The 24,756-nt window shown below is 27.1% G+C and carries 19 protein-coding genes and 1 riboswitch; all 19 genes read right to left on the reverse strand.

The window, feature by feature from the left end; all coding sequences use genetic code 11:
- Nucleotides 1-143 precede the first annotated feature (143 nt).
- Nucleotides 144-1,232: a sensor histidine kinase gene (locus tag ACYUET_RS04660; protein ID WP_460278078.1), complete on the reverse strand. Its 1,089-nt coding sequence runs from the start codon at nt 1,230-1,232 to the stop codon at nt 144-146.
- Nucleotides 1,222-1,917, reverse strand: a complete 696-nt coding sequence (locus ACYUET_RS04665; RefSeq protein WP_460278079.1) for a response regulator transcription factor — start codon at nt 1,915-1,917, stop codon at nt 1,222-1,224. The genes ACYUET_RS04660 and ACYUET_RS04665 overlap by 11 nt, the downstream gene beginning before the upstream one ends.
- Nucleotides 1,918-1,970: 53 nt before the next feature.
- Nucleotides 1,971-3,908 (reverse strand): serine hydrolase domain-containing protein, encoded by a 1,938-nt coding sequence (locus ACYUET_RS04670; RefSeq protein ID WP_460278080.1) that lies wholly within the window; start codon nt 3,906-3,908, stop codon nt 1,971-1,973.
- 318 nt (nt 3,909-4,226) lie between these two features.
- Nucleotides 4,227-5,357 (reverse strand): deaminase domain-containing protein, encoded by a 1,131-nt coding sequence (locus tag ACYUET_RS04675; protein WP_460278081.1) that lies wholly within the window; start codon nt 5,355-5,357, stop codon nt 4,227-4,229.
- A gap of 204 nt (nt 5,358-5,561) precedes the next feature.
- On the reverse strand, nt 5,562-6,374 hold the full coding sequence (locus ACYUET_RS04680; protein WP_460278082.1) for a class I SAM-dependent methyltransferase: 813 nt from the start codon (nt 6,372-6,374) through the stop codon (nt 5,562-5,564).
- Nucleotides 6,375-6,769: 395 nt separating this feature from the next.
- The gene (locus tag ACYUET_RS04685) at nt 6,770-7,504 is read right to left on the reverse strand and encodes an EFR1 family ferrodoxin (RefSeq protein ID WP_460278083.1); all 735 of its coding nucleotides are present in this window, start codon (nt 7,502-7,504) and stop codon (nt 6,770-6,772) included.
- Between the two features lie 334 nt (nt 7,505-7,838).
- Nucleotides 7,839-9,137, reverse strand: coding sequence for a diaminopimelate decarboxylase (gene lysA, locus ACYUET_RS04690; RefSeq protein WP_460278084.1), 1,299 nt, complete (start codon nt 9,135-9,137; stop codon nt 7,839-7,841).
- A 19-nt stretch (nt 9,138-9,156) separates the two neighbouring features.
- Nucleotides 9,157-10,356, reverse strand: a complete 1,200-nt coding sequence (locus tag ACYUET_RS04695) for an aspartate kinase (protein ID WP_460278085.1) — start codon at nt 10,354-10,356, stop codon at nt 9,157-9,159.
- Nucleotides 10,357-10,601: 245 nt separating this feature from the next.
- Nucleotides 10,602-10,772: riboswitch (Lysine riboswitch) on the reverse strand.
- Nucleotides 10,773-10,897: 125 nt separating this feature from the next.
- Entirely contained in the window at nt 10,898-11,704 is an 807-nt protein-coding gene (locus tag ACYUET_RS04700; protein ID WP_460278086.1) for an HAD family hydrolase, read from the reverse strand.
- A 176-nt stretch (nt 11,705-11,880) separates the two neighbouring features.
- Complete coding sequence (locus ACYUET_RS04705) at nt 11,881-13,236, reverse strand: MATE family efflux transporter (protein ID WP_460278087.1); 1,356 nt, start codon at nt 13,234-13,236, stop codon at nt 11,881-11,883.
- Nucleotides 13,237-13,383: 147 nt separating this feature from the next.
- On the reverse strand, nt 13,384-13,959 hold the full coding sequence (locus ACYUET_RS04710; protein ID WP_460278088.1) for a TetR/AcrR family transcriptional regulator: 576 nt from the start codon (nt 13,957-13,959) through the stop codon (nt 13,384-13,386).
- Nucleotides 13,960-14,091: 132 nt separating this feature from the next.
- Complete coding sequence (locus tag ACYUET_RS04715; protein WP_460278089.1) at nt 14,092-14,670, reverse strand: sugar O-acetyltransferase; 579 nt, start codon at nt 14,668-14,670, stop codon at nt 14,092-14,094.
- Nucleotides 14,671-14,843: 173 nt separating this feature from the next.
- A complete protein-coding gene (locus ACYUET_RS04720) occupies nt 14,844-16,604 on the reverse strand; it encodes a 1-deoxy-D-xylulose-5-phosphate synthase (RefSeq protein WP_460278090.1) in 1,761 nt (586 codons plus the stop codon).
- A 497-nt stretch (nt 16,605-17,101) separates the two neighbouring features.
- Nucleotides 17,102-17,212 (reverse strand): MetS family NSS transporter small subunit, encoded by a 111-nt coding sequence (locus tag ACYUET_RS04725; RefSeq protein WP_460278091.1) that lies wholly within the window; start codon nt 17,210-17,212, stop codon nt 17,102-17,104.
- Nucleotides 17,213-18,718: a sodium-dependent transporter gene (locus tag ACYUET_RS04730; protein ID WP_460278092.1), complete on the reverse strand. Its 1,506-nt coding sequence runs from the start codon at nt 18,716-18,718 to the stop codon at nt 17,213-17,215.
- Between the two features lie 577 nt (nt 18,719-19,295).
- Entirely contained in the window at nt 19,296-20,048 is a 753-nt protein-coding gene (locus ACYUET_RS04735; protein ID WP_460278093.1) for a hypothetical protein, read from the reverse strand.
- 247 nt (nt 20,049-20,295) lie between these two features.
- Nucleotides 20,296-21,414, reverse strand: a complete 1,119-nt coding sequence (locus ACYUET_RS04740; protein WP_460278094.1) for a DUF1349 domain-containing protein — start codon at nt 21,412-21,414, stop codon at nt 20,296-20,298.
- A gap of 258 nt (nt 21,415-21,672) precedes the next feature.
- A complete protein-coding gene (locus ACYUET_RS04745) occupies nt 21,673-23,157 on the reverse strand; it encodes a hypothetical protein (RefSeq protein ID WP_460278095.1) in 1,485 nt (494 codons plus the stop codon).
- 31 nt (nt 23,158-23,188) lie between these two features.
- Nucleotides 23,189-24,661: a YncE family protein gene (locus ACYUET_RS04750; RefSeq protein ID WP_460278096.1), complete on the reverse strand. Its 1,473-nt coding sequence runs from the start codon at nt 24,659-24,661 to the stop codon at nt 23,189-23,191.
- Nucleotides 24,662-24,756: the final 95 nt, after the last annotated feature.

Raw genomic sequence — 24,756 nt, forward strand, 5'->3', positions numbered from 1 at the left:
AATACGCAGGGACAATTCAAAGTAAGTGTTTTTTGCTACTTTAAAATTAGTCTTAAAACTTCTTCACTAATTTTTCTAAGTTTATCTTTTTTAAATTTATTGTTCTGAAGATGCTTTAATAAGATTATTATTTTTTAGTTATATTAACTACAAATTACTTTAAATTCTGTTTTTTCTTTAAAACTATTAATTAATATCTCTCCCTCATGCATTTCTATAATTGTTTTTGTAATTGCTAATCCTAATCCAGTTCCTTCTTTTTTATTAGATTTCTTTTCTACTCTATACAATCTCTCAAATAATCTATTTAAATCCTCTTCTTCTATCATATCTCCATAATTTATAAAACTTATTGAAGCCTTATTATCTTCTTTTTTAATATTTATATCTAAATATTTTCCATTGCTTCCGTATTTAATAGAATTAGATATTATATTTTCAAATGCTCTTGCTAATAAAACAGGGTCTCCATCAATTGATATCTTAGATTCTTCTGCTAATATTCTATATTTCATATTCTTCTCTTGAAATAAAGGAATGAAACCAATAGTTACTTGTTCTATTAATTCATTTATATGTACTTTTGTTTTATTTAATTTAATATCACCGTTAGTTAATTTAGTAAATTCAAACAATTGATCTATACAAGCTTTTAATTGATTAGCTTTATTGAATGAAATTTCACAATAATGATTTAACTCATCCTCACTACAAAATTTCTTGTTTTTTATCAATTCTAAAAATCCAATAACAGAAGTTAAAGGAGTTCTTAAATCATGAGATATATTGGTTATTAAATTATTTTTATGCTTTTCCCATTCTCTTTCCTTTTCCATAAGATCTTTTATACTAAAAATCATTTGATTAACATCTTTAGCTAATTTACCTAATTCATTATCTAATTTTATAGGAATAATAGTTTCCATATTCCCCTTTGCTACTTTATTTACATTAATTGATATTTCTTTTATGTAATTAGTTATCTTATCCATTTTTTTTATAAATATAAAACTCATTATTATTATGAATACAATAAATATTATTGCTAAAAACCCCATCATAAACCTAGTATCAGTATTATATAAATTAATAAAAGTTAAATAAAGCTTTGCATTAGATTTATGTAATATCAGAATAATTCCAAATAAAATTGACAATGTAATACCAATAGAAGATAATATTGCTACAAAAAAGTTTATAAGTATTTCCCATTTAATGCTTCTATTCTTCAATTTTATAACCAACTCCCCATACAGTTTCTACTATTTTAGGATCCTTTGGATTTTCTTCAATTTTTTCTCTTAGTCTCCATATATGAACCATAACCGTGTTATTACCTTCAAAATATTTTTCTTTCCAAATAGCTTTAAATATCTCTTCTGAATTAAATATTTTCCCTTTTTCACTAGCAAGCAATAGTAATATCTCATATTCAATAGGTGTTAGCTTTATCTCATTTCCATATAAATGTACCTTATGATTTCTTTTATTAATACTGATTCCCTTTATTTCAACTATATCATTTTCTTCATGTTGTTTAACATTTTCATTAAGATAAACATATCTTCTAATTTGAGCCTTAACCCTTGCAAGAAGCTCCATTGGATTAAATGGTTTTACCATATAATCATCTGATCCCATAGATAATCCATTTATCTTGTCCATATCCTGAGATTTAGCACTTAACATTATTATTGGAATATTATAATTTTTTCTTATTTCTCTACAAACCTGTAACCCATCTATTCCTGGCATCATTATATCTAGAATCGCAATATGTATTTTCTCTCTATTAATTACATTAAGTGCTTCAGTACCATTAATTGCTTTAAATACTTTATATCCATCATTTTTTAGATATACTTCCATAAGCTCAAGTATCTCTTCTTCATCGTCAACAATCATTACATTAAACATTTTAAATTCTCCCTCATGTTTTTTCTCTTTATTTTACCATAATATACAATACCTTATATTTTAAATCCTAAGAAATTAAAATAATAAATTAACCAAACAAAAATGAAATTTGAAACAGTGACAATAGTAAAATAAACCTTATCTCTTTTTCTGAAAATCTCTTTTCTAAAAGATCTTATTAAATTTATCAAACCTACTACACTTAAAAATGTTGAAAGCATTAATAAACCTAATAATATATATAATAAATATATATTTGAAGAATTGTTCATAACTATCATATAAGCTGCTAGTATTAAAATTCCTATAAAACCACTTAAGTTAAGTAATGATATTATAAAATTTAATAAAACGTTTTTCTTTATTTCTTTACTATTTTCTTTCACACTTCTTTTAAATAATCTTTTTAATCCCATTAATATGCCAATTCCTATATTTATAATAAATATCAAAATCACTAATGTAAATAAAACGATATTAAATGTTCTTCCCTCATAAAACTTTATCTTTTCAAAAGAGTTATGACTAACATCATTAAAAGCATAGATAACCTTTCCGTTACTGTCTAATTTAAAAGCAAAATCTCCCTTTCCATCTTCCCTTGCAAATACTCCATCTTTTATTTCACTTAACTTTGTTATATTTTCTTCTTTTGCACTTGTATATTCCTTAAGAGTCAACGTACCATCTTTATTATCTGTTATTCTTAAATCCATAGTTTTATCAAATAAGAATCCTATTTTCATTATATTACTTTTTGAAATCCCATCATAACTTCTATATGTTCCTTCATATTTACTATAATCTTTATTAAAGTTTGCTTGAATATCACTATATTTACTACTCTCTTGTGGGTAAAATTGATTTAAAAATTCATCTTCTATATTAAAAGGAAGTGGACTTAATGAATTTGTTGCTACATATATTCCTAAATTTTCTTTAGGCATTAAAAACATAGTGGTAGTAAATCCAGGTAATCCCCCTTCATGCTTTAATATTTCTTGTCCATTTCTATTACTTCTAATAAACCCATAGCCCATGCCTGGAAAAGCTTCATTATTAGTAAATTGTTTCTTTTTCATTTCTTTTGATGTTTCTTCTCTTAATATTTTAACTCCCTGAAATTCTCCATTGTTTAGATGGCCAATCATAAAATTTTCCATGTCTCTTGGAGTTGCATTTACTCCTGATGAACCCGAAGTATATTGATAAGCTAAAGGAATTTCATTAAATGATCCATCATCATACTCATACCCTGTAGCTATACTATCGTTTTTTACTCTTACTAATGTATTATTCATTTTTAAAGGTTCTAATATATTTTTATTTATATATTCTTCATAGCTAATACCTGATACTTTTTCAATAACATAACCTAAAAGATTATATCCTTGATTTGAATATCTACTAGCTGTATTAGATTCTCTTACTACCTTTGGTTTATGATTATCAAAATAGTATTCTTGAGATTTTATATCATTTTCATTTCTTGTACTTCCATTAATTTCACTAGCTTCATCTACTCCACTTGAATGCGTTAGTAAATTTGCACAAGTTATTATTTCATTATAATTATTTTCAATTTTATATGGTGCAATATATTTTTCTACATTTTCATTTATATCTAATTTTCCTTGCTCATATAGCTGCATTATGGCTGTCGATGTAAATAATTTACTTACTGATGCAGCAGGAAAAAGAGTTTTGTCTGGATCAACTTCTATCTTTTTATCTAAGTTACTATATCCATATCCCTTTTTAAAAACTTCTCTTCCATCTTTAACAACTACCACAGCTGCTCCTGGTATTTTATATTTTTGCATATTTGATGTAAAAAAATTGTCCATAAACTCTTGTACTTCTTTATTGTCGTTTATGTCTCTAGTTTTTATACTATGTTCAGTTGCTGCAAAAACAGTACTTCCTTCTGTAAACACTAAAGTAATAACGCATAATATTGCTATTATAATTTCATTTATCTTTTTCTTCATAATTAACCACCCCTTAATATCTTTAGCCTTATTCTATATGAAAAACTTTTTTTAAATTTAACTTTTTTCTTACGAAAATTTAAAGATTTTATAATTATTACTTTTTTAATAACTCCTAAAAACTTTATAGACCCTTTATACTAATCGTCAATATTCTAAATATAATTAAAACCCACGTTAATCAGTACATTGAAGTACCTTAACGTGGGTTTTATATATTCTAATTTTTTTATTAAACTCTTCTTTATATAGGTTTATTAGCTATTATAATTATCTATATATCTAAATAAAAATTCAAATTTTTATTAAATTAAGATGCTATTCACCATATTTTTTACTATATTTTACTTGTACTTTTATATTTGGATGTTTTCTACAAAACTGACTAATTACAAAATAGCAGCTTGGACATGGTTCCCATTTACTATATAAAATAAGTTCCCCTTCATTTTTTAATAGTTTCTCTTCTATTTGTTTATGTATTTCTTCAAGTATCTTTTTTTCACTATCATTAACTCTGTTATATCCAATTCCTAATTTGCCTAATTTATTAACTTTACTACTTTTAAAATTCTCCTCTTCAAACGAAGGTGCTTTACAATAACCGGTTATATTATTACTACCACTAATTGCTTTAAACTCCTTATTATCATATACTGCTATTGCTATATTTATAGAATCTTGTAGTGCCTTACTTTGATCTATTTTAAATGTTGTTTTCTCTTTTTCATCAACTTTCATATATTTATTTATATTTTTTATTAAACGCTGCATTCTTGGTATATTATTTTTTAAATGTTGATGATATTCTACAGTGCCTTTCTTTACTGGAATATAATCATAAGTTATCTTTTTAGGTATTTCTATTGATATTGTTTTAGTTCTTGTTTTAACATTATATTTTTCTTTTACAGCTTCTTTTTTTAAAATAAACATCTTTTTCAATAGTTCAATATCCTTTGCATAAAGATAATCTTTATTTATTTCTTTTTCTAAACTTTCCAATCTTGCTTTTTCTTCTTCACTTATTGTTCTAGATATCTTACTTTTTATTTCTTCTATCGCATTTAGAATGTCTTCTACATTATCCTGGGAGCTTGGCTCTCGTTCATATTCAATTCTATCTATATTTAGTCTTTTTACATTACGTATTTTTTTACATAGTTTATAATGTTCATCTTCAAACAGCATAATTTTTTCTATATAATTTATAAAATCCTTAATATCATTTGCTCTATAAGTAATATTAGTATCATTAATGCATTTATATATTTTTTCAGTTATACTATTATCTATCTTAAAAGTCTTTGCAACTTTTTCCTTAAATATTTCTTCATTAAGTTCATTTATCTTATAGCCTTCTCTTTTTAATGCAGTCTTAAAATCATTTATATTATTAATATTTATTCGTTCTTTTTTCTTCTTTAATAGAATACTTATTTGTGTCATATTTACCTCTTATCTTTTGTCCTATTTATCCATGGACTATTTACTAACTAAATAATATTTTACTTAGTTCTAATAAGTATGTCCAACAATTTATACTAACACCAATTTATCCCATATATTTCCACAAATTATCATACCTTTATACTAATAAATTCTTTACTCATAAAAACTTTATAAATAAGATACTTTTATAAGTAAACTCTATTAATTTATTTTAATTTTTATTATTTTCATCATTCTTTTAAATCTCGGAATACACCAAAGCATTCTCATGTTTCTCCACCTTTTGCCTCCGACATCAAAATGATACCACTCTTTTATAAACTTAAGTCTATCATCAAAATGTTCAATCTCTTTTCCAGATTTGAACCCAGAATTAAATTCAGATTGTGTTTTTAGTTTTTTCACTGACTCATGATGCTTTGCTTTTCCTACAAGCATAGGATCCATTGCTTCAAAAATTATATTCGAATTTGTAAACCTATCTGCTAGGTTCTTAAATAACTCTTTTAATTGTTCCATATTAAAAAACATAAATATTCCTTCTGCAATAATTAATACATTATCTTTTTTATCTATTAAATCAATCCATTCATACTCAAATACAGATTTTCCTATAAATTTGATTCTATCTGTTTCCTTTATGAACTTTCTTCTTATATTTATTCCTTCTGTTAAGTCTATATCATACCATTGAGCATTTTTTATATTTATTCTAGTAGGTCTTGTGTCTAGACCTGCTCCTATATTTATTATGGTTCCATTAGGATTTTTTTCTACATATTCTTGAGTTAAACTATCTAATATTTTAGTTCTTGCAGCAACACCAACTTGTGTTTTATAAAATTCATCATATTCTCCAAATATAGAAAAGTCGTAATCAATTTTTTTTACTATATCTAAAGCTTTAAAATCTTTTATAATACTATCTTCCCTTTTTGTTTCCTGCGCTCTCGCCCATATAGGGATAAGCATTGTTTCTGGAACTCCTGATAATTTTGATTCATGTTTTTGCATATTAATTCACCCCTTCTTTATATTTAAAATATGTACTTAGATACTAATATTCATTATCAATATATTCTAAAAAATAAAGCTACCTCAAAAAAATATATTTCTATATATTCGATTACTATACTTTAATCAAATGTTAATATAATACTTTTCTTTTGAAATAACTCTTATCATAAAATCTATTAAACTTAAATTCGTTTTTTTCACTTGTTCAACTTTAATAAATATCTATTTAATTTTAACTTTTCTACATAAATAATTATATTCTAATATGTGTTCATTGTCAATTATTGGAAATATATTTGCAATAATATACTGTTTTAAATCTTATATATATATTATTTTTACAAAAATTAAGGATAGATCAAAATAAGCCTATTCATTAAATTTAAGATATATTATTTATTAAGTTTTAAATAATATCTACCATGTTTTTTTGTATTTTTGCCATATTGAATTGCTTTCTCTGGACATCTATTAATACATGCCAAACATTGTAAGCACTTACCTTTCCAAACTGGTTTACCCTCTTTTAATTGAATACACTTAACAGGACATATTTTTTCACATAAACCACAAGATGAACAGTTTTCCTCAATATAAAAAGCCTTTGTATTTCTTGCATACTTATTAAATAAAGATGTAATAATAGTTGATTTAATTAATGATAGTGATCCTTTACTAACCCTAGATACACATTCTCTTCTTTTTATTTCATTACAAATTTTATTTATACTCTCTTTTGCCTCATTAATTTTCTTTTCAATTACTTCCTCTGAATCAACATCACTAGAAATTATATAGTTATTAGGCATATTTATTGAATAAATACTATTTAATGGGATATACTTTTTAATTAATTTTTCAGTATTTCCTGCTTCACTTACACATGTACCTATTGCAAAAGAAAAAGCTCCCTCTTCTAACGTGAAATTTTTCATAAAATCAAACATTATTTCAGGTGGTGCCCATGCATAAATAGGAAATATAAATCCTACTACTTCACCTTTTCTAACTAATTTCTTTTCATTCCTATTAATATCTATTATATTAATTACTTCATAATTTAATTTGTCTCCAATCTGTTTTGCGATCCATTTAGAATTACCTGTACTAGAAAAATAATAAATCATTATCTCATCCCCTAAAACTTATTTAAATATTTCGCTATGTTTTAAAACAGTGTTGATATTATAGTATAAGGGCGAACTGGCATTGGAATTTGCTTTTTAGAACTCTTAATGAAGATTTGTCAAATTAATTGCTTGTCATCAATCTTTGATTGGGAGCATGCATTAATTGGACTAAGCTTTATTTTAGAGTTCTTAAAGTAAATTCCCCTGTCCATGAGCTTTATACTATAATATCAACATTCACTTAAAACATATCTAAATATTTTATAATATTATACACCAAAATGGCTGTATCAAAATAAATTTAATTTTGATACAGCCTATTTATATATGTCTAATCTAAAATTTCTCTGCTTATTATATCTTCATAAGTTTCTCTTCTACACATAACCTTAGACTTTCCATCTATAACGCTTACTACTGCTGCTCTAGGTATTTTGTTATAATTGTTTGACATTGAATATCCATAAGCACCAGTTGAAAATACAGCTAAAATATCTCCACTATACATTTCTGGGAGTTCAACATCTTTTAATAATATGTCTCCAGACTCACAACATTTTCCTGATATAGAGACTACCTCTTTCCAATAGCTATCTACTCTATTTGCAATAGCACATTCATATTCAGCTTGATACAGTGCAGGTCTAATATTATCTGTCATACCCCCATTAATAGATGCATATTTTTTAACATTTGGTATATTTTTAATTGAACCTATTGTATATAAAGTAATTCCTGCATTTCCCACCATTGAACGACCTGGTTCTATTATTAGCGTTGGCATATCCATTTTTAAGTTTAATGCTGTCTGCTTTGCTTTTTCTAAAATACATGAACAAAAATCTTCTATTTTTTTAGGTTCATCTCTATCTTTATAGTAAATTCCAAAGCCTCCACCCAAGTTTAATTCTTTAATAGTATAACCTGTTTCTTCTTTTATACTTTTAATAAGATTTAACATTAACTCAACTTCATCTAAGTATGGTTCTATACTAAATATTTGTGAACCTATGTGACAATGTAATCCAACAAGTTCTAAATTTGAATACCCAATAACTCTTTTTACTGCACTTAAAGTCTTATTGTTTAACATAGTAAATCCAAATTTTGAGTCTATAGAACCTGTCTTTATATATTCATGTGTATGCGCTTCTATTCCTGGTGTTATTCTTAAAAGCACTTTTTGAACCTTATTATGTTTTATGGCTAATTCATTTATTTTGTCAATTTCATAAAAATTATCCACTACAAAGTTACCAATATTAAAATTTATAGCCATTTCTATTTCTTCTGGTGTTTTATTATTCCCATGAAAATATATGTTTTCCATAGGAAATCCACTTTTATAAGCAGTATATAATTCTCCACCTGAAACTACATCAAGGTTTAACCCCTCTTCATTTATAATTTTACACATAGCAAGTGTTAAAAATGCTTTTCCGGCATATATAACCTTATTATTATTTTCTTTAATCTTAAAAGCTTCTGCGTATCTTCTGCAGTTATCTCTTATTAACGCTTCATCCATTACATAAAGTGGTGTTCCATACTTTTCTACAAGTTCTACTGAAGATACTCCTCCTATATGTAATGTATTATCAATTACTTTCATACTTCCAAAAAGTTTCATAAATACTCTCTCCTAACTACTATAAATCAAATTCCTTAGCTGTAGCATTTATAGCTTTAACCTTATCATCCTTTTTAATTGCACAAGTTATTCTTATTTCAGATGTAGTAATCATCTTTATTGAAATGTTATTTTCAGCAAATAATTTAAACAATCTTCCTGCAACTCCTGATGTTGTTTTCATCCCAATACCCACTATTGAAAATTTAGTTATATCTTCATCTATAAAAATTTTATCTTTTTCTGTAAATTCACTTATTATATTCATACATTCTCTTAAATCATCTTTTGGTATTGAAAAAGATAAATTAACATTTTCCTCAATCGGAGAGGTTTGACTTATCATATCTACATTAATTCTTTTACTTGCAATTTTCTCAAATAAATTTGCAATCATATTTATATCATTTTTAACTTCTTTTAAAGTTATAATTATATCCTCTTCACTTGTAGCTATTCCTGTTATTGGTTTACTTTCTAAATTCATATTTTTTCCCTCCCTGATTACAGTTCCTTTAATATCACTATTACTCAATCCCACATATACTGGAATTTTATATTTTTGAGCAAGTTCTATAGATCTTGAATGCATTACTTGTGCTCCAAGACTTGATAATTCAAGCATATCTTCATAGTCTATTTCATCTAACTTTTTAGCATTAGGATATTTTCTTGGATCTACACTATATATTCCATCTACATCAGTATATATCTCACATTCACCATCAAGTCTTACTGCAATTGCTACTGCTGAAGTATCTGAACCTCCTCTACCAAGTGTGGTAATATCTCCATCTTCATTTATTCCTTGGAATCCAGCAACTACGACTATCTTTCCTTCTAATAAACTTTCTCTTATTTTTTCTCCATTAATATTTTCAATAAGAGATTTTCCATGTGGTCCTAATGCTCTAATTCCAACTTGATAAGCAGTATAACTTACTGCATCATATCCTAACTCTTTAATAGCCATAGCCAAAAGAGAAGAAGAAATCATCTCCCCAGTTGCTATTAAAGCATCTAACTCTCTTTTATCAGGCTCTTTAGAAATTTGTTTAGCTAACTCTATTAAATTATCTGTAGTATCTCCCATAGCTGAAACTACAACAACTAAACTATCTCCACTTTCTTTTCTCTTAACTAAGGTTTTTGCAACCTGCTTTATTTTATTAACATCTCCTACTGAACTTCCCCCATATTTTTGTACAATAACACCCATATTATCAACTCCCTATAAAATTTAAAACATCAAGTAAATTTTCCACTCTAGGCTTTTAATAACTTTTAGATTTCTATACATTTCTTAACGTCAAAAAAGGTGTAGCAAAGAACTCTCTGCTACACCCTTGTATAAACCTTTTTACAATTTACAAATTTAAAATATCACTTAAATAAATATTAAAAAACTCATATATTTGTGATATTAATAAATCTCAAATTTATAATCTTACGTTAAACAAAAATGTACCTTGTAGCTCTCCACTATATCATTAGCGACAGTATTACACATATTATATGCAATACCAGAGAATAAACTCGCCAATTTACTCTCTTCGGCAATATTTCCTTTGACTATTTATCATAGCTTGCCAGCTCCAAATAGTTACTCTTAAATATTGCACCTCTACCCTAGGTATATTTACTCATTCAATTTTATAAAAATTCTAACACTTTATATATAAACTTGCAATACTTTTTTCTAAAAAACCAATTTATTTAAAAAGACCAAGTTATTTAAAAAAACCAATTTTTGAATATAATTATGCCATCTTTTGTTCTTTTATACAAAGTTCATTTATAACTTTATATACTCCATTATCATTATTACTTTCTGCAATAAAATTAGCATGTTCTTTGACATCATCTGGAGCATTTTTCATAGCATAACTATAATGAGCTGTCTTAAACATAGTTAAATCATTATAATAATCCCCAAAAACCATAGTATTTTTTCTATCTATGTTAAACTTTTTCTGAAGCATTTCTATAGCATGTCCTTTACTTACACCTTTATTCATTATATCTATCCATTTATCACCTGATACAACAAACTCTAGCTCATCACTAAGATTTTCTTTTAAATACTCTACTATTTTCGGTTTAACATCATCAGCAACATAATAAGTTATTTTATAAATAGGAACTTTTACTTCATCAAAAGATTTTACTACTACTGCTGGGACATTAAAAAATTTAAATTTATCCATCATATCCTCTGTAGGATTTTCTATATAAGCCGTATTATCACTTGCTAAAAATATTTCTTCTCCAAATTCCCTCTTTAAGTCTATTACCTTTTTTATATTTTCTTTAGATATACAATTTGAATATACTGTTTTACCATTTTTATTGTATTTTACAAGTGCACCATTATGAGCAATAAACAACATATCATGATTCACCTTTTCAAAATTTTTATTTAATTGGTAATAAAATCTTCCACTAGCTGCTGCAAATTTTATACCTTTTTCATCTAATGTATTTATCAAATGAAACATTTTTTCATTGATTTTTCCATCACTATTTACAAGTGTTCCATCAAGATCTGATGCAATAAGTCTTATCATAAGTATTCTCTCCCTCTCAATTTTAAAATTCATATACTATTATATACCAGACTTCATTTTTATTACAACAAATCCTAAATTTACACATAAATACTCAAAGTCTTTGGTCATCTTTATTTATATCTATATTATATCTATTTTTCTCAAGTGCTATTACTTATTATTTTAGTTTCAGCCTAATAATTAGTTACTGATTTCATATCAAACCTAATATAATCTTTTTTTAGTAATACTTTAAAATAATAAATTCCTGCTATAGTTGCAGCAATATGACTTATCAAAACAGCTACCCATATCCCATTTAATGCTAAACTACTTGTAGATAATACTTTTGCTAGTGGCATACGAACAATAATATAGTAGAAAATCATTAAAAGCATAGATGACATTGGTTTTCCAAAACCATTTACTGCTCCAAGAACACAATTAGTGATAACATTGCAGATATATCCAACTGAAATAATTGAAAAATAAACTTTAATTATATTTTTAGCACTTTCATTTGCCCCAAATATTTGTGCTAAATTTGCTGAAAAAAATACTACTATAATTGTTAATACAATTAAAAATCCACTACCTAATATTATTCCAGATTTAAGATATTCCTTTGCTTTTTTTATATTTTTAGCACCAAAGCACTGGCCAGTGCAAGTAGTAATTGTCATATTAAGTGCCATGGCAGGATAAAATAAAATTGTTTCCAATTTTCCTGAAATACCAAATGCAGCTATAGGCAGTACTCCAAATACACTAACTAAGTAAGTAATGAAACTTGTACTTATTGCAGGAATGCTTTGTTGAATAATAGATGGTATTGCTTTTAGTGTAAGATTCTTTAAAGTATTTTTGTCAAATAATTTAAAATTAATTACTATTAATTTTTTCTTAATAATATACACAATCATAATAAGCATCATCATTCCTTGAGACAATAAGGTTGCAATTGCTGCCCCTTTAAGTCCCATTTTATTAATAAAAATAGGATCCAAAATTATATTAAGTATTGTACAAAAAATAATAGATACCATCTGCATAGTTGTATTACCAAAACTACGTAATACAGCCGTAAAATATAAATATATAAATACAAAAACATATCCAATCATATATAAAATAAGATACTCTTTTAACATAGCATATATCTCGCTTGGTGTGTTTAAAAGATTTAAAATAGTTTTTGCACTAAGTTCACAAATAACAGTTATAATTATGCTGAAAATAAATGCTACTATAAAAGAAGTCGAGATTACCTTATTTTGATTGTCTTTATCCTTTGCTCCAACATATTTTGATAACAAAATTGCAACCCCATTAGTAGCACCCATTGCAATAGAAGTTGTTATCAATATAGGTGGCATTGATACAGTAAGTGCTGCCATTGCTTTTTCACCAAGTATATTTCCAACCCAAAGACTGTCAACTATGTTGTATGCCATACTAAATATAAATGCTATTAGCACTGGTATAGTAGCTCCTATTAGCTTTTTAGTTGTATTACCTTTTGTAAAATCTTTTTCTAATACATTTTTCATTTAAATCGTCTTCTTTCTTTAATTACTATTAAGTGAATTACAGTCAATGAATAACGTTCACTGAGTAAACATTTTTTTACCCTAACAAAATATCACTTTACAGAAATACTTTATTAGGGATGTTTATCTAATTCCCAATCATCATATCTATTGTCTTATTTCTAATATTGAATTTATAAATACACGAATTTGTTTGATTTTTTCTTCCATGGAAATATCTTCGCATGACAAAACACCGATTTGTCCATACATAATAAAATTAGTCATTATTTCAATATTTTTAATATAAATTTCTCCTTTTTCATATAACTTTTTAAATTCTTTGCATAAACTTGGAATTAAATATTTTGCAATCTTTATAGTAAGTTGCTCATGCAATATTTCATTACCTGTCTTATGATAAAAATTATGATATTTGCTGTTATCTTCTTGAGTTAGCATTAATTTAGCCATATGATCCATACGTTCTGTTAATGTTTTTTTATCATCACAAATAATCTTTAAAAATTTTTCTCCACATTCTTCAACATACTTATCCATTGCGGTTTCAAAAAGTTCTTGTTTTGATTTAAAATAACGATAACACAACCCTGGTACCACATTCATTTCCTTTGCTATGTCAGCCATAGATGTTGATTCATATCCTTTTTTATAAAATACTATCATTGCTGTATCTAATATTTCCTGTTTGCGAACTTCGGGCGCCTTTGAAATTCGTACCATAATTTTAAAACCTCCTTTTATCATTCTAAACATAATATACTACTCGAGTGAATAAAAGTCAATGAATTGTATTTATTCGATATTGTTTTTATTAAAAGCATCTAAACTAGTTTTTTCATATTCAATATCTTATTACTTCTCACCAATTTCGATTTTCTTGATAATTTTTGCAGGTACACCGCCCACAATAACATTAGGTGGCACATCTCTGGTCACAACTGCACCTGCTCCAATAACAGCACCATCACCAATGGTGACACCTGGAACGACAGTGACATTTGCTCCAATCCATACATTATTGCCTATCACAATGGGTACAGGATGCATATCACTGCGTTTTCTTGGGTCAACGTCGTGATTGAGAGTAGCCAACACTACATTGTGTCCAATGAGAACTCCATCTCCAATTGTAATGCCGCCTTGATCCTGAAAACAACAGCCTGAATTGATAAATACATTCTTTCCTACAAAGATATTCTTTCCGCAATCTGTATAGAAAGGTGGGAACATAGTAAATGTTCTATCTATTGGTTTACCAATTAGCATGAAAAAAAGCTCTTGGATTTCTTCTGGCGTATGATATTGCCCATTCAGATTAAAAGTTAATTTCAACGCCTCCTGCGAGACATTATGCATTATTCGGTGTAATTCCGAACCACCCTCAACCACTTCTCCTTTATTTAGGTGTGCTAATAAATCATCAATGTCCATTAATATCCTCCTTTTATTGATAAGATTTTCTAAATACTTTAACAATCTCTTTAAGTATCATTTCATATGGATTTGCTATAATCAGATCTGCCTTTGGTTTCACGAACATTAGTATCAACTTCATAATTTTCTGTATTCCTATCTATTTTTTAATTGATAGCATGTATAATACCTTATTTTATGATACTTATAATATCTTCTACTATCTGAATATCTGTAAGTCTATTTTTTTTCATAAGTTCATCTGGAACATAACGATCTAGTAATTCCTTCTTGATACCATAATTTAAAACCTTCATGTCAGAAGGACCATAAAATCTTGTAATCTTCTCACCAAAGCCACCATCTAAAATACCATCTTCAAGAGTAATTACAAGCTTATGCTCTTTTTTCAAGTTTTCTAATAATTCTTCATCAATACCTGTGATATACTTTGGATTAATCAGCGTAGCTTCAATGCCATTTTCATTTGAAAGCTTTGCGACAACTGCCTGACCAAGCTGATAGAAATCTCCAAGTGCAATCACTGCAACACCTTTTCCTGCTTTTGTCACCTGATATTTATTCAATTTAGAATAATCTGTATTATCTTCCACTCCACTTTCGATTACTCCCATTGCTGGAACACGGATAGCCACTGGATGCTCCTTTTGATTCATTCCCCACTTAAGCATCTTAAAATATTCTTCCTTACATGTTGGAGCAAGATATACCATATTAGGAATATTACTCATCATACCAATATCGTATAATCCAAGATGTGTTACATCATTCATTCCATAAACAGATGCTAAATATACCAGTATTACTGCTGGATTATTATTTATACATAGATCCTGTGAAAGCTGGTCATATGTTCTTTGAAGAAACGTACTACATACTCCATAAACTGGCTTTCCACCATTTGCTGCAATTCCTGAAGCCAAAGCTACTGCGTGTTCTTCTGCAATACCAACATCAACAAACTGTCTACCTGCTTCTTTTCTTCTTTCTTTCCCAAAACCAAATACTGCCGGAGTTCCTGATGTAATGGCAACTACTTTTGGATCATTTTTCATAACATCTAATAAGTATTTTCCAGTTAAATAGTCATAATCTTCTGTATCACCCATAGGAAACTTTGATTCTCCTGTTTCTAATACAAAAGGCATTCCCCAATGCCACTGTTCCTTATTCTTTTCAGCAAATTCAAAGCCTTTTCCTTTAATTGTATAAATATGGACAACTACTGGGTGCTCTATATCCTTAACCTTGTTAAATACGCTGATTAACTGCTCAAAATCATGTCCGTCTTTTACATAATAATAATCTAATCCCATTGCCTTAAAGAAATTACATTGACATTTTCCTTCTGAATCTCTAAGCTTTTTAAGATTTTTATATAAACCACCATGGTTTTCTGCAATGGACATGTCATTATCATTTACAACAATAATCATGTTTGTTCCTGCTTCTGCTGCATTATTTAGTCCTTCATATGCTTCTCCGCCACTTAGTGAACCATCTCCAATGATAGCAATGACATTATCCTTCTCATCTTTTAAGTCTCTTGCTTTAGCAAGACCACAAGCAAGACTTATAGATGTGGAAGTATGTCCTATAGTAAAAAAGTCATGATTGCTTTCTTCTGGATTGGAATAACCAGAAACATCATCATATTTTTCTGAATTAATAAATGCCTCTTTTCTTCCAGTAAGTATTTTATGAGTATAACTCTGATGAGAAACATCATAAACAATCTTATCCTTTGGTGAGTTAAATACATAATGCAATGCAACAGTCAGTTCCACAATTCCAAGATTAGGCCCAATATGCCCACCATGCTCACTTAACTTTTTAAGTAGTAGCTGACGGATTTCCTCGCTCAAATCTTTCATTTCATCTATTGATAATTTTTTTACGTCTTCTGGTGAATTTATTTTTTCTAAATACATACTTCATCCTCCTAAAATTCATTTATTTTACTGCACACATTTTTTCTATCTTCATCTTCTTATTCATCCTCTGTGTTTTGCTTATGAATCTCCTCTGTGCAAGCCCCAATTGCAGTTTCATAGTACCATATCTTATGTTTGATAGTTTCCATAAGCTTATTTAATCCCTCTATCTGCTTTTTAACAACTTCCTTTCTTAACTGAGTGATTAATAATCATAATTAATAGAACCTACAAAACAATCATAAAGGGTAAAGTTAACTTTATGTCAATACCTCAATTTAAAAAATATTTATTTTTTGCCCTGTCCTCTCATCTTAACCAACCAATTACAATACTTGAAGCCAATTTAAGTTTATTCGCCGATTCCAATAATTCCTCCATAGTTCTATTATCTATAATTTATAAAATATATATTTGTTTAATAAAAGTTATTCTTTCCAAATACAATTAATGCCCTCAACAAGTTTTTAAATTAAAACTTGTTGAGGGCATTATTACTCCTTACCTACACTTTCATTTTTTATGTTTATTCCCAAGGTTAGTATTAATCCGCCCCAAAGAATTGTTGCTCCTAATATTAAAAATGATATAGCTTGTCCTGTCATTTATACTACCTCCTTATTTTTAAAATTTTCAACATCACTTTTCCAAGATTTTTTACTTATTAATATTCCACCTATAATTCCTAAAGCTATAATTGACCATCCATATAATAATAACGGTATTAAATCATATCCCCCATAAGGAGTTTTAAATTCTTTTATAAGACTTTGAATTAGTGTTATTGTTAATAATGTAGGTGTAACAAACTTTATAATTACATCCCACCATTTTCCTATCTTAAAATAAGACATAGAATTTGTATGTTCTCTTATTGTCTTAGGTTTAACCATCCATCCTATAACAAACGCCTCTAATAATCCAACTACAACTATTCCATAATTATTTATAAAATTATCCATAATATCTAATAGATATAAACCAGCATTTGTTGCAAAAACTGCGCTTATTAAAAATCCAACTATAGAAAGAGTTGTCACAACTTTTTTACGTTGCCATCCAAATTTATCAATTATAGCTGCTGATATTGCTTCAACTAAAGAAACTGATGAAGTAATCCCAGCAAATGATAAACATATAAAAAATAGAACTCCTAATATATTTCCCCATACTCCCATTATTGTAAATATCTTAGGGAATGCTATAAATGCTAATCCAATTCCACTTGTTGCAACATCTTCAACTGCTACTCCTTGGCTTGTTGCCATTGCTCCAAGAATCCCAAATACTCCAATAGCGCATAAAAATTCAAATCCACAATTAGCAAAAGCTGTCATAAATGCACTGTTATTTATATCTGTCTTTTTAGGAAGATAACTTGAATATGTCATCATAATTCCAGTACCTATACTTAATGAGAAAAAGACTTGTCCATATGCTGAAATCCAAATTTGAGGATTTTTTATCTTATCCCAGTCTGGTGTAAATAAAGTATTTAATCCTAAAGTAGCTCCCTCTAAAGTAACTCCTCTTATAACTATTATTATCATTACTACTAATAGACAAGGTAATAATATCTTATTTGTCTTTTCAATTCCTGATTTTACTCCGTTGTAACATATATACCAATTTACTATCCAAATTAATGCTATTCCGATTAATATAGGCCACACTATATTTCCTATATTCATAGGTGAATCAGATAATTTTAAGAATTCATTATAGAAAAATGTATTAGAATCTTCTCCCCATACTTTACCAAAGCTGAATGTTAGATATTTTATAGCCCAGCTTAGTATCATTGAATAATAACATAATATAATTGATGAACTAATTATTGACCACCATCCAAACCATTCAAATTTTTTATTAGCTCTTGATAATGCAAGAGGTGTAGAACCTCTAAATTTGTGTCCCATTCCATATTCCAATATTAAAAGAGGAATTCCAGCTGTAAATATAGCACAAAAATATGGTATTAAAAATGCTCCTCCTCCACTTGAATAAATTACATACGGAAATCTCCATATATTACCTAATCCTACAGCTGATCCAATTGCTGCAAGTATAAAACCTAACTTTGTCCCCCATTGTTCGCGATTTTCTTCCATTTTTAAATCCTCCTAAGTTAAATATTTATAATAAAAAAGTCTCATAGTTCTTATGAGACTTTTTAACCTAGGATACAAAAAAGCCTCATATTAATCTATGAGACTTGTTTCATCTATAAAATACAAAATAGCCTCATATTAATCTACGAGGCCATTCTATCTATAAAATATAAATTAGCCGTCATAGATACACTCACTTTAAGCAGCAATTGCATCTATGACAGTAATAAATATAAATTCATCAAACCATAAACACAATTGCTACAATAACTCGGCTAACAATAAGAGTACTCTATTAAATTTTGTTGTTATCTGAAGTTTTGCATTTATTAAATTCATAATATTTCCTCTCTTTCATTTCTTTGTTATTTATAATACCATAGTAATTTGTTTTTTGTCAACATTTTACCATTTATATTATCTATTTATAAGTTTATATCTTGTTTTAATATTAATTTATTAATAATTGTTTGTTTTAATATATTATACTTTACAAATTTATATTCTTGATTATAGTAAAGTTAAAAATATCTATTCTATATTTAACTTTTTTATTATCTTTTATTTAATATATAATCTATAAACATTGTTTAAAATTTACTGCCATTTCATTATCTAATACTAAAATAAACATTTCTTCAAATGATTCAATATTACTATTCTTAAATCTATAAGCTTTATATGTGTTAATCAATTCATTAGTTCCTTGTTCTGTTTTACAAAGTTCATCAAGTTCACTGCTTTTTTCATATACTCTTAACGCTTTATTAATTATATCCATATTCTTTTCTTCAATAAAAACTACTTTTCTCGTTTCTTTATTTCCCTCTTTAAACTTTTTAAATCTCTCATCACCTATACTTTTTATTAATGACTTTTTATTTTTTGTATGACCTTCTTTTACTAATTTAGGTCTCTCTTGATACTTTCTATATAGTTCTTTTGAACTAATTATACCACCTTTACTGTATAAATATTTAATTAGTTCTAATTCATTCTTATTTAATTCAATAAATCTATATCCTGGAACATTTCCTCCAAACTCTTTTAAAATATGATATTGACCATCTATATATTTTGCTAACATCCAATTATTTTGTATTTCTTCTTCTGTATCAGCTAAAAGACAATGCTTATTCCCATGAGATATAAAATTCCAGTGATCTGATATTCTTAAACTTCCTTCTGGCTTATGATCCCAAGAAACCCCTGGTACATTATAATAACTTAAACTATATGGACTTTTATTAATATATTCAAACTTGTTAATTTCATCTAATACTTCCTTTGGTGTTACCTTTGCACTTTGTGGTAATAATAATTTCCTCATAAGTATTCTCCTAACTACTTTATCTAATAAAGAAACTCTGCCTAAATTTAATAATTATCTTATGTAAATAGTATGCGTATGTTTAATATTAAAATTACCCTATTGTATACTTTTTATTTTTCATAATAAAAAATAGACTAGAAACTAATCCAGCCTATTTAATATATAAGTCATTTGATTTTTTATTATGTTTTAACATAGTATTAATATTGTAGTATAAAGGTGAACTGGCATTGGAATTTGCTTTTTAAAAATACTTCTCCTCTATTTTTAAATTTGTAAATAATACTTCATAACCATTATCAATAGGGCTACAACAATATATTCCGCATTTAACCTTTTTTTCTTCACTATGAAGATGACAAATTCTTAATTGTCTCCATCCTCTATTTAAAACATTAACCTCTACTTTGTAGTCTTTCCCTTCTCTACTAATTCTAAATTCAGCTTCATTTGCCTTTGAATCTAATTCTTCTGTAGACCAGTCTGAATATCCTAAATTTGTTACAACAGCACCTAGCTTTGGTGGATTATTTAATTCATATTCAATAGATGTTTTTAACCAATTATCCTCATCTACTCTTACTACTAACCCACATTGGTCAAATTGATGAATTGCATTAAACTTAACCTTTGTTGTCATTATAAAATCTTTTTCAGTTTCTATATATAACATATGAGCATTATCATTTCTAAAACCATAATGAGTTCTTTGCCAAAAATCTGTTATTCTATCAGTCTTTACAAAAATGCCATCTTCTCTGAATTCCCATGCTGATGGTTCATATAACCATTTCATATTCTTTAATGATTCATTGTTATTTAATAAGTCAACAAAAACTTCTGGATCATTTTCTAACACTTTATCATTTTTTATTATTATATCCACTTTACACTTAGGATTATCTATTGAAAAATGTTGCCTTTGAAGCCACATAAAATAATCTTCATATAATTCCTTTTTATCTTCACTACTTCTTTCTATTGATGATGTAAAAGTACAATCTAACCATACCTTTATATCAAAATTAATATCTACTGTGTTTTTAAATAATAATAATCCTTCAACTATAACTATATCACTTTTTTTGTAACATTCTTCAATTTCTCTTTTTAAATTATCAAAATCATAGGCATTTTCATAATAAAACTTACATGGATTCTTATCATTAAGAGATTCTTTAAATACATCTACATTTTCCTCTAAAGAAATTACCGAAATATCATAATTAGATTCATAAAATTCCTTTAGCTTATTAGCAAAAGTAGTTTTACCACTTAAACTTATGCCACTTATTCCAATTACTACTTTTCCATTTTCCTCTATCTTCTTATGTATTAAAGAATATAATTCTTCATTTAACATCTACTCTTTCTCCCCCTTATAATCCTCCTTGATTTTTTACTTTTATCCCTACTTCTTTATATTATATTTAATAATCTAACTATTTACTTGCAATAATTTGATAATAAATAACACTAAACTGACTTTGTTAATTATTATCTGCTGAAAATACTATACCTGCATCTCACCACTCTATGCTCTTTACGAACATAGAGAGTTTTTGTTTTTTACACAAAATTATCTACTGTCCTCTTTGAGATTAATTACTTATCCTACATCTTAATTTTCATCATCAAGCGGCCATTTAACAAAGCGGAATTTTATTTCTTTAGATCTTTCATTAGTACTTTCCCTCATAAATTTTTCTGAATTAGATAAATTTTGAACCATCATAACATCTATTTGTTGTTTTAAACTTTCATTTTCTTTTTCTTTTTGAGATAATTTTCTTTCAATTAATGTTTTTTCTTTATCCTTTAATAACAACTTTTTCTCTAAAGAACCATTCTTTTCTTTTTCTTTATAAAATTCATATTGTAACTTTACTAATTCATTTTTTTCATACTTTATAGTATCATTCACTCTTCTTAGTTCTTCTTCTGCAATTTTAAGATTTTCTTTTAATTCTTTTTTTTCTCTTGTAAGTATTTTCACTTTTGTAAAACAATCTTTTAACTCATCTACATCATTCTTTGAATTTTCTGCATTGACTTTTAAACCATCTTTATTATTGACTTGTACAATCTTCTGATTTTGTAACAGCTCCTGCAAAAATATTTGTTCTTCCCCATTTAGGCTAATTGCATATGTTTCATGGCAATAATATTTATTTTGATTATCTTCTAAATACTCTTGATAAAATAATTTTATAGGCAATCCATTATCAAAGAGTTTATATACCATTGGACTGCTAAAAGTCTGTCCACAATTTGTAGAAAAACATCCATAAAGCTTATCATTACAAATCCACAGAGCCCATAATATATTATTGAATGATGTTAATAAACATGAATCAATCTTTTCATTTTGAAATAGTATTATATTTTTTTGTAATTCCATTTCTTTATACTGATAAATCACTGTATTAACCTGATTATCTTGAGTAATAAACAGATAATGATTTCTATTTTCTCCTACGCAAAAGGTAAAATCTATGTAAGGTAAGAGTGATGTATGTATGACTTCTTCCTTTCCCCATATACCTTCAATAATATGGAGATTTCTAGAAGTTAATTTATACACCCCAGTTAATACAGTGTTTAATAGGATTAAGTTTGCTTTAGAATCTTGATAAATACAATATGGAACTTTATAGTAATAATCTAATTTAGTAATTATTTGTGGCAAACTCCATTCTATTCCATTTTTGAATACTTGATAAACTAATACTTCTGAATAAGTATGTTGATCTACTATGTTATATAATAGATGAATATCATCTGAATAAAAGAATGCTCTAATATATACAGGCATAATTGCATCACTCTTCATATGGAGGAGTATTTTATACCGCCATTTTGTTCCTTCTAATGTGCATAAAATTATATCACCACAAATATCCTGGCAAAATACATGAATTTTCCCATTACACTCTCCTAATACATAAAAATATTTAAGACTTTCTTTATACATACTCTTCTTATCTGACCAATTCTGTTTCATAAGTATCTGATAACATATTCCTTGCTCACTATCATAATAAAATTTAAAAAGTGTGCCATCTTTTTGTTTAATAAAATAACAATCATATTTTTCGTTAACCATTATTTTCCCTCACTACTTTTTCTCTCCTTTGTCATACATCACAGTCCTTGCAAAATGGAATAAATACTAATTCATCTACAATTGCTTTTGTTGAAATTAAAACACTAACATCAAACTTTAAATTATTGTTTACGATTACTGGATTACTTGTTAATTTAGTAAAAGAATTGATTACAAATTCTACTCCTTGTTGTTCTGTATAAGCTGGTACATATAATGTAGCTTTCTGTGTTCCTTCAAGCCTTCCTTCAATAACATGTTCTTGTTGCCCTTCATTCTTGCATACTATATAATAGGGAATGTAAAATTCATATTGTAATATTGAATACTCTTTTCGACTATCTATAATCTTTCTATTCTTTGTTTCATTTATAATTTCACACTTTTTAAATATAACTTCTTCTATTTTTATAATCTCTTCCTCTTTTAGAGATACTTTAATTGAAACCTCAGGAAAAATTATTTTTTCTTGATAGTTTGATAAAACTTTTTTAGCAAGAATAGTTGTCCCATTTTTTTGTTCAAATTTATCTTGTGAATTCGTGAAGATAAAAGATTCTTCCTGCACTTGAAATTTACTTTGAGTAACTACTCCAATATCATATGGAATACTGTTCTTTTGTTTAAAATTAAATGTATTTAAAATAGTATTACTAGAAATATTGATTTTATCAATTACCCCCTTTCCATCAGTGCTTCGACTAATTGCAAGTAGTGTTTTTTTATCAGAAGATAATCGAAGTCTTTGCAGATCTGCTAGGGTAGTTTTAATTATTGCTATACATTCTCTTTTTAATATATCTATAACATCAATTCTATGCAATCCACTATTTGCTGCATATAAAGTACCCCCATTTTGTTCTACATCTGTAATAACAGACCCCTTTTGTAAATCTATATATGAAACATTTCCGCTTTCAATATCTACTACAGAAATATTACCAGTATAATCCAATTTTCTACTTCCTTTGTTAGCAATATAAACATACTTTTCATTTTCTGCTATTAGAATTTTATTAGGTGAATTCCCAACATCTTTATATATATTCATTAAATGAAAATCTGATGTATCATAGACTTTTATTTCATTCTGTAAAATATCTAATACAAATAATCTTTTTTTATCTTTATCAAGTTTTAAGCTATCTGCTGCAATAAAACCTGTTAAACAGCCTATCTTTTTACCATTTCTTAAACTATAAATACATACTTCTTCAGTATTACAAACATAGATTTTCTGATTTATTGAATCCACTTGTATATTACCATTATTAGGCATAATCCATGTTTGGTTAGAATCATATAAATCATGAATAAGCGTAACTTTACTATTTCTATCACTAGCTATATACACATTATTTTTTTCATCTACGATTATATTTTGAGGTCTTGGACCAATTTCAATTTCCTTTATAATACGATAACTGTCTCCGTCAATAATAGACACCATACCCGTGCCTAAGTTTGATACATAATAAATTATTTTGTCTATTTTATCAACCATAGAGTCACCGTCTCCCCCTCCTTTGCTTATACTAAAAGATATGCTTTATCAGTGCTTATTATGCAATATAAGCATAGAAAGATTTGGTTAACCAA

It is taken from the genome of Clostridium sp. CTA-5 (genome assembly GCF_054768135.1).